Origin of the sequence: Bradyrhizobium roseum (genome assembly GCF_030413175.1) — a bacterium.
In the GTDB taxonomy this organism is placed as follows: domain Bacteria; phylum Pseudomonadota; class Alphaproteobacteria; order Rhizobiales; family Xanthobacteraceae; genus Bradyrhizobium; species Bradyrhizobium roseum.
The window spans coordinates 4,371,339-4,385,340 of the sequence record NZ_CP129212.1; the positions used below are offsets into that span (position 1 = coordinate 4,371,339).

General features: G+C 64.8%; 5 protein-coding genes. All 5 read right to left on the reverse strand.

From position 1 onward, the window contains the following. Nucleotides 1-37: 37 nt before the first annotated feature. The 5 genes from QUH67_RS21100 to QUH67_RS21120 all read right to left on the reverse strand — a co-directional run bounded on the left by QUH67_RS21100 (nucleotide 38) and on the right by QUH67_RS21120 (nucleotide 13,846). The gene (locus QUH67_RS21100) at nucleotides 38-10,765 is read right to left on the reverse strand and encodes a filamentous haemagglutinin family protein (RefSeq protein WP_300940905.1); all 10,728 of its coding nucleotides are present in this window, start codon (nucleotides 10,763-10,765) and stop codon (nucleotides 38-40) included. A gap of 283 nt (nucleotides 10,766-11,048) precedes the next feature. Continuing rightward, nucleotides 11,049-12,038 (reverse strand): FecR family protein, encoded by a 990-nt coding sequence (locus QUH67_RS21105; protein ID WP_300940906.1) that lies wholly within the window; start codon nucleotides 12,036-12,038, stop codon nucleotides 11,049-11,051. Between the two features lie 19 nt (nucleotides 12,039-12,057). Continuing rightward, complete coding sequence (locus QUH67_RS21110; RefSeq protein ID WP_300940908.1) at nucleotides 12,058-12,651, reverse strand: RNA polymerase sigma factor; 594 nt, start codon at nucleotides 12,649-12,651, stop codon at nucleotides 12,058-12,060. After that, on the reverse strand, nucleotides 12,644-13,345 hold the full coding sequence (locus QUH67_RS21115; protein WP_300940910.1) for an STN domain-containing protein: 702 nt from the start codon (nucleotides 13,343-13,345) through the stop codon (nucleotides 12,644-12,646). The genes QUH67_RS21110 and QUH67_RS21115 overlap by 8 nt, the downstream gene beginning before the upstream one ends. 159 nt (nucleotides 13,346-13,504) lie before the next feature. Next, the gene (locus tag QUH67_RS21120; RefSeq protein WP_407080470.1) at nucleotides 13,505-13,846 is read right to left on the reverse strand and encodes a GNAT family N-acetyltransferase; all 342 of its coding nucleotides are present in this window, start codon (nucleotides 13,844-13,846) and stop codon (nucleotides 13,505-13,507) included. Nucleotides 13,847-14,002 lie beyond the last annotated feature (156 nt).

A 14,002-nucleotide genomic window follows, 5' to 3' on the forward strand; every position in this document is an offset into this window, starting at 1 on the left:
GAGGCACATCGCCCAGGAGACCCCCTCGATATTTGGCTCACCGTCGCGTCCCTACTGGGGACGTTCGTTCAGCTCGTTTCTCCGCAGCGAGCGCTGCCGTCTGCTCTTCGGTCAGCGAACCCAGGCCGATAACTTGATAGGGGCTATTCGGATTGTAGCTTCGCTGATCACGCGCCCGGCGCCGACTTTCGTCGTCTTCGTTCGCCGGGCCGCCGTCGCCGCCGCCATAGCCCAGCACCTCGACAATGATGACGGAGGGACGCTCCGGCGGCGCGGCCTGGGTCGCATCCTTCAGAGCATCGGATGCCGCCTTGTCCTTGGTCTCCACCATCAGCGGGACTGAATCAGCCGTTGCTTTGGGCAAGCCCTTGATCGCACCGCCCGCATGGATGTTTTCCGCTCCCAGGATCTGCAGCGCGCCGAGATAAATACTGCCGCTTACCCTGATGCCCGCGTCACCGGCATTGATGGTGCCGCTCGGTGCATAGAGATCGACATCCGACAGGGGTGCATCCGGCGCGCCCTGCTGGGTGGAGATGCCACTGCCGGCGAAGTTCGGATTAACGCGATAGCTGATGTTGCCGTCGGGTGACAGCGAATAGGTCGTCGGCGGAGTGGTCAGGGAAGACTTGCGGCCCTTGCCGGCATCGATGTCGCCGTAAGTCGACCAGATGGTGATGTCGCCGCCGCGCGCGGTGAGCACGCGCGACTTGTTGATGATGGCGCCCGAGCCGGTAGTGATGCGGATTTCGCCGCCATTGATGGTGAGAACGCCGTCGCGTTCGCCAACGGCATTCGAGGACAGCGCACTCACCTGCAGGATGCCGCCCGGCGCGACGATATCGACGTCACCGCCGAGATAGGTCCGGATCATCGATTGCTGCATGATGACATCACCCTGCCAAGCGGTTTTGCCCGCTTTCTCGGCGCCCGGAAACAGGGTCGCGAGCGCCTTGTAGCCGCGCTCGTATCCGAGGCCCTGGTCGCCGAGGCCGTCGAGCTGGCCACGGCCGGCGGCGCGCAGTTCGCGCGACAGCACCTTGTCGACCAGGAACTTGCGATGATCGGCGAAGCGAGGTTCGCGAATCGCCGCGAGCGCCGCCTCCAGCGACAGGTTCGGATCGCCCGTGACCTGCCGCATGAACGAGACCAGCGACACGAGATACTCGGGCCGCACCGCGGCTTTGGTCGGATCGAGATAGGCATCGATGAAGGCGTCATAGCGCGGACCGTCGGCCGTCCCGGCGAGCACCAGCAGGCTCGCGCCCTGCCGCGGCAACAATGGATTGGAGTAGGTTGTCGGGTTGCCTGAGCCATTCGAGGTCTCACCGTTACCGACCGTCTGGATCCCTGCACCGCTGCCGAGGAACACGTCGCGGCCGGCCTCGACGAGCGCAAAGCCGGGGCCGTCTATCGAGATCGGGCCTTGACCCAGATTGATGTCGCGACCGGCCTGCAGCAGGGTCAGATCCGAAGCGTGGATATTCTGGGCGCGCAACTGCAGATTATTGATGTCGCGCCCGGCACGAATCCTGATCTGCTCTGGATAGTATTGCGCCGTGCTCATGCGAGGACTGCCGACCGTGAGATTGCCGGAATTCGCATAGAGCCGACTGGGCTCGAAATCGCTCTGATGCAACAGTCGGTCCGGGCGACTGTCTCCACGGGCGCCGGCGGGGAAATACCCCCACAAATCCCCGCTGGGATAATCGGACGGAATGCCCCACAAAACCTTTTCGTCGACGATCAGCTTGAGCGGCCGAAGCACTGATCCGACCTTCTCGGGATCGTCCGGCGACATTACCAGGTTGGAATAGGCCGAGCCACTGAACGTACCAAAGCCCGTCAATTTGATGTTGATCGAGTCCTGCGCCCAAAGATCGAGATTCCCACTTGCTGACGGCCACAGCACCATGCCGCCTTCGATCGTGATGCTGCCGGCAGCCGCGATCGCTTTGATCCGCGGGGGCGTGTGAACGAGGGGTCGCATCGCCGTGAAGTAAGCCGAGGTGGAGCTCCCGCTGAAGTTCTGCCAGGCCGGGGTAGCAGCCTGATAATGGAGTGCCGCATTCCAGAGGCGGACATCACCACCGACCGAGAGCAGGGTCAGATCCGTGTCGACCCCATAGGTCGAGAAATAGCTACGCACACTCGCGCCTACCTGGCCCTGGGCTTGCGACCACAATGTCGGATTTCCGATCGCGCCAAGGTCGATCGCGCCCCCGGCGATAACCGTTAGGTCGGCATCGCCCAGCGCCAGCGCCGTGCGGATGGGGACCGTGCGCGTGGTTACAGGAGTGACATTTCTCTCGCTGTATAGCGCCGTGCGATTCGAGGTGACTGCGCGCCCGGCGGTGATCGCCCCGGTGCCGTGGTCCACATAGTAGACGCCGCCAACGACATCGCGGCCGGCGCGTACGGTCATATCTCCGCCGCCGGTGATGACCAGTCTCTTGGCCTCGCTGGCTGTGCGGCCGCCGCCGACACGCCCCTGCGTCGGTGTCGAGACCGAGACATTGGACACGTCACGGCCCGCCTCGAGCGAGACGTTACCGCCGCCCAGCGCGGCCACGCCCTGCTGGAACGTCGCGAAGTTGATCCACCAGGAAGTCTGCGCGCCTGACAGAAAAGCGCCGTCGTTATTTTCCGACGCCGGATAATTAGTGGTGTTCGAGTTTCCCATCCGCCAGAGCCAGTCGATGATCATCTGGTCGCTGGCGACCAGCGTCTTGACGTCGTTCTGCGCCCTGATCTGGACGTCGCCGCCGCCTTGCGTGAAGGCCGGGTTATAGACGTTGCCGGTGTAGGTGCCGCCCAGCGACGGATCGGCGACGCGCGCGCCGGCCGTGTAGATGACCGAGGTCTGGTCGGCGAGTACTAGATCGTTGCCGGCAGCGATCGTGATCGAGCCGGTGCCGGTGCGCACAAGTGTGCCGCTGCCGAGCCGGATATTGCCGGAAGTGCCGTCGGCGAACGCCGCCAGCGGACGCACCGCCATCGGATTCGCCGCGCCGAGGTCGGCGCCGCCGACCAGGCGATAGGACCAGGATGCGGCGTCGGTGCCGACCGCCGCGGTCATCGCCGCGCTGGCGAACCCGTCCGACAAGCTGCCGTTCAGCACCAGGTTTCCGCCCGCCCGCAAGGTCAATACGCCGGCCTCGCCGCCGTAACGCGCTGCGTGCAGGTCCGTCGCGGTGGACAGCGTGAGATCGCCGCTCGACGCCAGCTCGACGCCGGGCACCAGATGGAACGTCGGGTCGGAACTGCGGCCAAGCCGGGCCTCGATGCCGGCCGCGTAAGCCGACATGAAGCCCGCAGCGTCGGCGAGCGCACCGGGCAACGCCGTATCGACCGCGGTGACACCGTAGCTGCGATAGGCTTCCGCGACGATCCGGCCGGCCGTCATGGTGGCTGCGGCGTTTACGAGCTTCGCGCTGCCGTCGCTGTCATCGCGCTTGAAGCGCAGCCGGATCTCGCCCATGCCGTTGCGGCCGCCCAGCGCCTCGATCGTCGCGCCGGCCCCGAGGTCCATGCTGCCGTCCGCCGCCACGAGTTCGATGAGCCCCGAGCTCTCCTTTGCACTGCCGGCGTTGGCGCGCAGGATCGCGCCGCCGACGACCGTGAGGTCTTGCCTGGCGGCAAGCCGGACTGCCCCGCCTGCCGCTCCGCTGACGTCGATCGTCCCGGTCACCCGGACACCGCCGGCATCGGTCGCCAGCGTGAAGCTGCGCGCGCGTGTCTCGCCGTCGATGACGACGTCGCCGCTGCGCAGGCGGAAGCCGAGGTCGCCGTCGAACCCACCTTGCCTCAGTCTGCCGCTGAGGGCGCCGAAGGCGCTGACCGCACTGGCATCCAGCGTGAAGTTGCCGCCCCTGCCCGCCCACAGGTCGCCGTCAAGCCGGGCCTCGTGCAGCGGGGTCGCAATCGACAAGGTGCCGGCGGCGCCATTTCCGCTGCCGGAGACGTCGAGCAGCGATCCGGCCTGCGCCCACACCCTTCCCTGGTCTGCGGTCAAGGCAATGGTGCCGGCGGCAATATCGGCTTGCTGGTCGTAGAAGGTGCGCGAGAAGCCTTGCGCCCGGGTGATCGATCCCGACGTCAGCGTGACGTCGCCGCTGGTCGCCCGCAGCGACAGCGATCCAGCCGCGAGGTCGATCAGGCCGCCTTGGGTGATCGCACTGGCGGTGATCGCCAGGCGGGCGCCCAGCCGCTCCGCGCCGCCGCTCGCCGGCGTGCCCGTCATCGCGAACGTTCCGGCGGTCGTCCAGTCCTGCGACGCGCCGCTCTCTGCCGTCAGACGCGGGGCGTCGAAGGCGAGATTGGCGGCCGCGAAGTCCGTCGTGCCCGTACCGCGGCCGACGATGGCCGTGCTGGCGGAAATCCGTATCGTATTGAATCCGGTCACCGCCTTGGTGCCGGCGCCGAACGAGAACGTGTTCGCAGCGACGACGAGACTTCCGCCGACGCCGCCAAGATTGGTGTTGGTAGCGCCCAGCGTATTGGTGAACGCGACCTCGGCGCCGGCCACGGTCACGGCGGAGCCGGTGCTGCCGTTCAGTGCCGCAGCGTCGAGCAGCAGGTTCGTCAGCGTGAACGTGCCGTCGGCGTTGCGACCACCGAGGGCCACCTCGCCGTAGAAATCGATCGATGAGTAGCTGCGCAGGCGCAGATCGGTAGCGCCCATCAGCGCCGCGAGCGAGCCGCCGGATAGAACGAGACCATCCGGGTTGGTCGGCGGCGTCCCGATGCTGATGCGACCGCTCGATACGTCGAGCACCTTGGCGAGAAGGGCAGCGCTGGCCGACACCGTGGTCGATTTGGTGGCATCGAGCAACAATGCGCGTCCTCGCAGCGTGGCGCCGCCCACCGTCAACGTGCCCTGCGTCGTCTGCGCGCCGTCGCGGATGACGCGTACAGCCTCGCCGTTCGACAGGCGCAGAAGCGCTCCGAAGTCGCGCGCTTGTGTCGTCACGTTGCCGCTCGCGTCTTTCACGGCCGCAACCGCCGGCTTGATCAGCATATCGCCTGATGATCGACCGGCCACCGATCCGCGGGCCTCGATCAGGCTGCCGGCGACGATCTGGATTGAATCCTCTGACGCGAGCAGGATTTCGGGCGCGATCAGGGCGTTGCGGTCGGTGCCGTCGGTTGCGACCACGATGCTGATCGCAGTGGCGTCCACCTCGAGACCGCGGACGGTCTGCAACCGGGTGCCGCCCAACAGCAGGCTCTCGCCGCCGAACGCCGACAATTGCGCGGCATCGAGCACGAGATAGCCGGCGGCCTTGTAAGCCGCAGCGTCGACACCGCCAACAACCGCAATTTTGGCCGCCGAAATGTCGATCGCGGCGCCTCGCCCGCCCGCTTCGGGAGATCCCATGAGCGTGGCAGCGAGCGTGGCCGACAGCGTCGCCTGGATCTGCAAGGCCCCGGCATCCATGGGCAGACGGGGAATCGCAGTTACCTCGGTGCCTTGCTGACGGCGGATGGCCTCGACGAAGTTCCCGGACCTGAAGTACTCGTTGGCGGTCCAGATTTTGTATTCCGAACGGCTGCGCGTGGTGCCGATCGGCGACACCTTGTAGGCTTGGCCGCGCTGATCGCTTATATCGGTGCCGCCGCTATAGCCGCGGCCCGCGACCAGTATCGAGCCGTCGGGAAGACGTGCCGATCCGCTGAACTCGTAGAGCGGTTGCCCGTTGCTTGCGTTCTGCGGCGCCAGCCGATAGGCGCCGGGCAGCAGCGCGTAACTGGCCGGCAACACGACGTAGTCGCCCGCTGCGATGCCATTGCCGCCATCGAGATGGACGATCCGCTTGCCGACGTGGTTCGAGACCATGCCGATCGGCATGATGGCGACGGCGCCGCCATATGTCAGATAATCGGAGGAGCCTCCGGATCCCGGAATGAACTGGTAGGCAAGCAGATCGCCGCCGCCCGAGAGGTCGATGACCGAGCCAGCCTGCGTGTCGATGACGGGCGCTTTGAGGGTAAGCCGCTTCTCCGGCGGCGACAGGATCGGGGTCGTCGCGCTCTGGCTCGTGTACCAGAGCGTCTCGTCGACGACATTGCCGAAAGGAACGACCAAGCCGGCGCCGGAGACGGACGTCAGGCTGCCGGGAGCGAGCGTCAGGCTCGTCGCGGCATCCAGCGTGATCTGTCCGAACGGCGCCCGCATGGTGCCGCTCTGCACGATCGTCGGCGCGGTCAGCGTGAGGCTGCCGCCGGCCGAAAGCGGTGCGACGGGACGCGCGCCGTTCTGAATGACGTTGATGATCTGCGTGGCCGTGATTTTCGCGGTGCCGAGCGTCGTCGGATAGATCTGGCCGGCGTTGAGGGTCAACGCGCCGTCCACAAACAGGCTTGTCGGCGCGGCGGCGGTGCCCCCCGACATGAGCAAGTCGCCAGTGCTGTTCAGGGCAACGTCGGCAAAGCCCTTGAACGCAGCCCCGCCGATTTCGATCTGTTGCGCATGGACCGAGAACATGCCGGCACGGCTCGCCGCAGCAACCGAAGCCTTGCCGGCAGAGAGGGTCACCAGCGGAGCCGTGAGGCTGGCGCTGGCACCGCTGAAACCGGTCAGCACGGGCGCAGAAACAGAGATATTCCGGCTGGCCGCGATGTTCACGCCATCGCCAAAGCGGACACCGACTTTCGAACTGGTCAGACTGACGCCCGCAAAGCCACCATCTTGAAACGCGGACTGCCGAACCGCGAGTTCAGTGATCACGGGATTGTAGTTCATCTTCGTGTAGACGAAGGGACTGGCGACGGTGCCGCTGCCGCTGCGGATGTAGTAGATCGAATTATATAGACTGAAGACATCGAGTGCGGCCTGGGTGATCGTCGGATCGACCTCCTGCAGCGAAACGCGATAATTTTCCCACCCTGCTCCACCAGGGGCCAGTGCGTCGTCGTTGAAAACGGTCAGGAGACGGCCGCTGCCGCCGGTCACGGCAGCAATGACCTTGTTCCGTTCCGCCACCGTGATCGAGGTTGCCGGCATGGCCGCGCCGGGAAATTGATTGAAGATATCGAGGTCCTGCGCGGAAGTGCGGGATTGCCAGACGCCATTGGCATCCTGATAGTAAACCGTCGATGGTACAGCAGGGACCGTCACGTTCGATGGTGAACCGACGTTGAGTGACAGCGTGCCCCCCGCCGCGCCGTCTCCGCCTGCATTTGCAACGAGCGTGCCAGCGACGAGCCCTTGGCCTGCGATGACGATCGATCCGCCGTTGCCGGCGACCGTCAAAGGTTTGTATGTCGGCCGCGACAGACCAGCGTGCGCCTCGATAATGTCGATGTCGCCGCTCGTGCCGGACACGTCGATCAGCGAGCCGACCCGGGTAATGACCTCGTTCTGAGCGGTCAGACCGACAGAGCCGCCATCGAACACGTCGTCGCTGCGCACCCCGCGTGCATCTGCGACGATGCGGGTTGCGCCACGTGCGAGCAACTGCGCCGTCGAAGCCACGGTGACGTTCCTGCCCGTCACATTTATCGAGCCGGCCGGCGCGTCGATCTTGCCGGCTATGATGACGTCGCTGGTGCCGCCGTTGATGACGACGCTGCCGCCGATCCCTGCCCCAATCCTGGTGTTGGCGCGCAGGACGAAATTGCCTGTTGTCGTCATGTTCAGGACGACCCCGGGGCGCTGGCCGTCGGACAGCATCGTCGGGGCAGCGACGGCCGCAACGGATTCAGTGGAAGCTCGATATCTGTAACCCGGAGACAGCACCTTGGTCTGGACCTGCGGCGCCAGCGTCACGCCGTCCTGGATGCTGGCGAGCCCGAAGGAGAAGTTGCTGAATCCACCACGGTTGAAGAAGGAAGGATCCAGCGTGATGAGGCTTCCAATCGGCGCGCCGCCTCCCGGGGCGATCGAGACCGCTGGCGAGTTGAGCAATATGAGCGATCCACCGGCCGGTGCTGCGGCCACCTGGTCTGAAAGGGCGACACCGTAAGCGCTCATGGTCACCGGCCTGAGGTCCATGGCCAGCGTACTCGTGAGCGTGATCGAGCCGGCCTTGCCGATCGAAACCTTGCCATTGGCGCCGTGCGTCGCCCCGGCGTCCGCGGCGAGCGTGGAGCCGGACTCGAAGACCAGCCGGAAGCCGGTGCCCTGCGCTCCAAAGGTAACAGAGCCGCCGTTGCGCGCTTGGTCGGACACGGGCAACGAGAACATCTCATTGCTCCACTGTCCGCTCACGTCGATCCTGGCGCTATTCTTCACGATCACGTTGCCGATGCCGGTGATCGAGACGGTCCCGCCGGCGATGCGGATCGAGCCGTCGACGGTGGTCGACCGCCCTTCCGGGACGCCGCTATAGACCGAGAACGACGCGCCTGGCCGGAGACGAAGGTCGACGTCGGAGGCGAAGACCTTGTTGCCGTCCGTACGAATGTCGATCTTGGACAGGCCGCTCTCGTTGAGCATGTCCGTCGACAATATCAGGGTCGAGACCCGTTCGGAGGGCAGCGCGCTGGCCATCGTGAAATTGCTCGGCAGTGACGCAGCCTGCGCCTGAAGCAGAAGATCGTTGGCGTTGAACGGCGTATCCGGCGGCGAAATGGCACCGATCGTCAATGAGCCGCCGGCCGCCGGCGCGTGAACCTGGCGCTCGCCGACAATCGCATCCGCGAGGATACCGCCATTCAGGACTTGCGCCTTCGCGTAGATCTCCAGCGAGCCGGCGGCCGCGCCTTCGACATAGCCCTTTTCGAAGCGCGTTTCGCGATTCCTGCCGAGCGGGCTGGTCCAGGTCTCGACAATGTTGTGACGGGCGTGGGAGACAGTGAAGCTCGAGTTGAGCCCGACATAATCCATATCCGCCGGAGCGCTTCCGATCGCGTAGCTTCGCCCATCCGCCCCCACCAGCTGGGTCGTGCGAATGTTGCCGTCGAGATACCGGATGGAGCCGCCCGATATGTTGATCGCAGCCCCGGCCGTGACGATCACTTCGTTGGAATGGATCTTCACCAGGCCGCCCTTGACGGCGCGCTCGGTCATCGAAGTCGGCACGTTGGCGATATACTTGTTGGCGTCGACCACTGCCGTGCCCAGCCAGGTCGAGCCGTCGGCACGCTTGCCGCTGACGCGGCGGTCGACCCAGATCTTTTTGGCCTTGAGAATGCCGTCGCGCTGCAGCGGCGAATCGCGCAGCTCGTTCGCCCGCACTTCCACCTCGACCGAGTTGCGCTCCATCGGCACCTCGGCTTCGTAGACGCCGGAGACGTCGAGGATCGACCCGGCATGCATCAGCAGGCGCGTGCCGGCCGATGGCGCGGCCGGCTGCACGTCGAAACCCTCGCGGGCGGACGCGTTGAAGTTCTCATCCGTGGCGCGCAAATCGATGTCGATCTTGCCGGCCTGGGCCTGAACGTAGGCACCCTGAAGTTCGTCGGCGCCGGCTCCGATCTTCGTCTTGAGCTCGACCGTCTTGCCACTGATGCGCAGCAGCGAGGAATTGCCGGCCGATCCTCCCGTGCCGACCGCGTTGCTGGAATCGACGACGATCTGCGTGACGCTGTCCGCGCCGAACACGACCGCCCCCCCGCGCCGCTTGATCCCGCCATTCTGCCCGGTCAGAAACGAGTCCTCGCCTGCGATCAGGATCGTACCCGGCGCGTCGAGCGTCGTGATCGCGCGTATGACACCGTTCTGCGCCACGGTAGAGCCGACCACCGTAATGTTGCCCGCTTCAGCGGCGATCAAGCCGTTGTTGGTGACGACCATACCGACCTGCGCCGTGCGGTTGGCGAGCGACTGAAACAACGCCGGGTCGAAGATCCCTGGCGTATAGTAGTTGGGCAGCGCAGATACATAGGCCCGCATGCCGATCATACCGCCATCAACGCTGTTTGGAACGAGCCACACTTGCTCGCCCGCCGCGAGCATCACCTGCCCGCCATCGGTCGCCAGCGTGCCGGCGTTGGTCACGTTGGTTCCGAACAGGCCGAGCAGTCCGTTCTTGCCGCTGGCGATCCGTGCGCCCGCCTGCACCTCGACATTGCCGGAGACGGCGGGCGCCAGGGCATTGACGTTCGTCGTCCGCGGAACGTCGCCAAAGGTCGGAAGCACGTCGGAATCGCTGCCTCCCCCGATCGGACCGATCAACTGGCCCGAATTGATCCCGGCCATGAACTGCTGGTTCGACAGGCTGAGCGACGACGCCACCAGCGAGCCGACATTGACCTGGCTCGCCCCGCCGAAAATGATGCCATTCCGGTTGATGACGTAGACCTGCCCTTCGGCCTTGATGGTCCCGAGAATTCGGCTCGGCGCCGCGCTCGGATCGAGGACGCGGTTGAGCGCGATCCATTGATTGGCATTGGCGCCGCCGGCTGTCTGATTGAAATAGAGATCCGTCTCGCGACCGACGTTGAAGCTTTCCCAGGTCAGGATGGCTTTCGACTGCGTCTGCTCGACGATGACGTTGCTGCGTCCACCGCTCGTGACCTCTGTCGGCAGCTTGGCGCCTTGCCACAGGCCAGCGCCGCCGTCGGTGGCACTCGGCGTCGCGCCCGGCGCCACCTGCAGGCCGCCAGGCCGTAATCCATTCGGAACCACGACAGGTTGCAGTCGCGCCGCTTCGCGTGCCGCCCCCTGCGCGTTCTGCATGGCCTGCATCGCCCGCTTCAATCCCGCCTGCGTCCTGCCGGCGATCTTCGCTGCCTCGATCTGCGACGCCGTCGCCGCGGTCACTGCCCCCGCTGCAGCGATCGGCGACGCCGGAGCGCCAAGCGAACGAGCATTTGCCATCGAACCCGTCGCCAGCAGCGCAAGCGCGCTGACACCTGCAAGAAGAGCGACAGTCCTGGCCGTGCGCTGGCACGAAACCGTTGATTGAACGACCGATCCGCACTTCAGCATCGTCAACTCCATCTCTGTCGCCCAGGTCCGGACCGGAAGGTGTCCATCCATCGCGAGCGACCTACCTTTGAGATGACCGGATGGGCGTGAGACCGAACTGATTTGAGCGACAAGAGGAGAAAAATTCCAACCAACGGCGAAGGCCACGAGCGGTCCACCGCCGCCAGCCATGTCAACTCAAGACGACAATGCCGCCCGGCCACTCCCTGACCTTGGCGCCGAAGATGTGCACAAGCTGAGTTATAATCTTGTCCGTGTCGTCCGTACGCAACCGGGCGCTCAGCAGTCGGCGGCCGATATCGTCGTTCGTGAGGATGATACGTCCGGATCGATAGCGATTTACCTCGGCGACGACTTGCGAGACGGGCGTGAAGTCGAAGATCATCAAGCCGCGACGCCACGCCGTGACACGTTCCGGATCGAAACTCGCGATCGTGCTATCCGAGGCGCCTGAGGCAAGTTGCTGACCCGCAGCAAGGTTCTTCACTGTACCGTCATGCGCGATCGTCAAGTTGCCGGCGAGACAGCTGACGACGACATCCGGTCCTTCGCAGCGTACGTTGAAGTCCGCCTGATCGCCGCTGATGCGACGCATGTTAGCGGTTACGGTGACCGCAGTGGACGCCCCCCGTGTCGAGATCGCGGCCTCGCCGGAAATCAGCTCAAGCTCCGTCGCATTGGCGGAGCGCGCGCGAACGGCAATGCTGGTTCTCGTATTGAGGTCCAGCAAGACCGAGGAAGGCAGAATGACCTCACGGTGTTCGCCGGCACCGGTCCGCAAGTCAGCCGCCAGCTCCGCATAGGAGGGCCAGAGATGCAGAGGTGGACGTACCACCAGATAGGCGGCCGAGGCCGCGACCGTGCCGGCGAGCACCGCGCGCCGCGTCGTCGTGCTGTCCCGCAGGATCGCGGGTCTGCCAGGCTGACGATCCCGATCCGGCATGCTCTGTCGGGCGACAGGTCCGAGGCTATGCCACAGACGGCGGGCTTCGGCATAAGCGGCGCGGTGCGCCGGGCTCTGGTTGTACCAGGCCTGCATGGTCCTGACCTCGGCGGGCTTGAGGCCATTGGCCATGAATGCCGCCATCCACGCGTACGCTTCGCGCTGCACGCGGCTGAGGCCGGCGCCCTCTGTGTCGCCGGGTTCCGTCGATGGAGTCATTCGAGGCTGATCAGGGGACTCAGTCATCTTGCTCGTCAGGCGCAGTTCGGGGCGCCCCTGTTCCTATAGATGCTTGCGGCGGACGCGGACCGAACCGTTGCACCAGATCGCGCTGCATTTTCTCTGCGCAGTGCAGCAGGGCCGCCTTCAATTCCTTTTCGATGGACCTCTGTGACAATCCCAGCTCCGCTGCGATGTCGTGCAGGCGCCTGCCCTCGACCCGGGACGCCAGGATAATGTATCGCCGCCGCGGTGAGAGCGCATCGAAAGCGCGCTTGAGCGCTTCCACCTCCTGCCGAGCCTCCACGCTCGTGAGAGGATCCGGCGCCTCGTCCACGACGCTGAGCGCGGCATCGAGCTCCGCCAAACCGCCAGTTCGTCGTTCCCGCCGGAAGGCCATGCGCGCCACGTTGAGGGCGATCGTCAGCAGGTAGTTTTTCGGGCTGTCAACGATACCTACACGAACGGGCCGCTCGAGATGAAGGTAGGTTTCCTGCAGCGCTTCGCCGGCCAACTCTTCCGAGCCGAGCCGCTTTGCCAACCTGCGTTTGAGGTCGTCGTAGTCGCCAACCAGCAGTTGACGCAAGGCGGTGATGGTCGCCTGATCAGTCATGGGCAACCGACGGCGACCGCGTACCCGGAGCCGCGCACTCTGCAACCTGCCGTTGGTCCCGCGGCAAAATCATCAACGTCACCGGCTGCGGCATGGCCGCAGGCGGCGGCTCTCCCACGGAGAGCGAGCGTAAGGCGGACAGATAGGCGAGGTCGTGCTGGGGCGACCCCGTCGACGACAGAAGTTCCGCGAACGACACGACACCTGACGGACCGATCCTCAGACGGACCAGCAGTTCTTCCTTCTCCACCAGCAAATCAGGCTGTCGACAAAAGACGGAGCGCAAGCCCAATTGCAACAGCGCCAGGTACGGCGTAAACGCGCCCGCCTTGCGCTTGATCTGAGCAAGCTCCGCGGCGCTGGTGGGCATCGGCGGCAGGATGGTGATGGTGCCACGGCTGAACGACGCGATTGTAAAACCTGTGCCCTTTAGCAACAGGCGCAGCGCTGCGTCGGGCGCCAAATCTCCCCGAACCAATGACGAACGGCGATCTATCATCAGGCTGCTTTCATAGAAAAGCTCAAGCTGCGTCAAGCGGCCGAAGCTTTGCAGCGCGGACGCGAGGGGCTGGGCGGGAATATCGAACGTGATGGCCTGGCTTGGCGCGCTGGCCTGGCCGTGCTGGCTACGTTCTTGCGCCGCTGCAGGCATGCTGACGGCCAAAACACCGAGTAATAGCGTCGCGCGGCTCAACCAGAAAGCAAAACTCCGCGCGCGAACCGGCGCCCCCGCCCACAAACCCATGGCCTCACGCTACAAGACCGTCATGATGCAGCGCTGGACGTTAGGGACGTCATGTTACAATAACATGTCGGGGCAAAGATCTGCGGCGGGAGGCGCCAGGCACGACTCTCAGCGACCGAATTTGGAAAGTTGCGGCGGCTCAGTTGAACCGGCTGCGAGCGAGCGTTGCACCATGACGGCGTCGGCCCACCGGCCGTATCGATAGGCAACGCCCGGAAGCAGCCCGACCCTGTGAAAGCCGAATTTTTCGTGGATGACGAGTGACGCCTTGTTGTCGGCGTCGATGTAGCCAATCATCTGCCGAAACCCTGTTGCTGCACAGGTATCGATCAATTCCTGAATCAGGAGCCGTCCGACGCCACGTCCCTGATGCTCGCGATGTACATAGATCGAGTGCTTGGCCGTGTAGCGATAGGCCGGTCGCTTGGTCGCATTTGTTGTGATTTTAATGAATTGATCGGATCACTTAAGGTATCGAGTACATTTCAGACCGAAAAGTGCTTTTCAAGCGGCACCTCTTTACAACCATTTGCAAGGCCACACGCTCAGCGGACGCTGCAAAAGTCTCTTGCGTGAGAATGTCGAACTGCGACGCGATCTGCAGGC

Coding starts and splice junctions, on each gene's coding strand:
- QUH67_RS21100 (WP_300940905.1), bottom strand. CDS start 10,765: ATGGCAAATGCTCGTTCGCTTGGCGCTCCGGCGTCGCCGATCGCTGCA.
- QUH67_RS21105 (WP_300940906.1), bottom strand. CDS start 12,038: ATGACTCCATCGACGGAACCCGGCGACACAGAGGGCGCCGGCCTCAGC.
- QUH67_RS21110 (WP_300940908.1), bottom strand. CDS start 12,651: ATGACTGATCAGGCGACCATCACCGCCTTGCGTCAACTGCTGGTTGGC.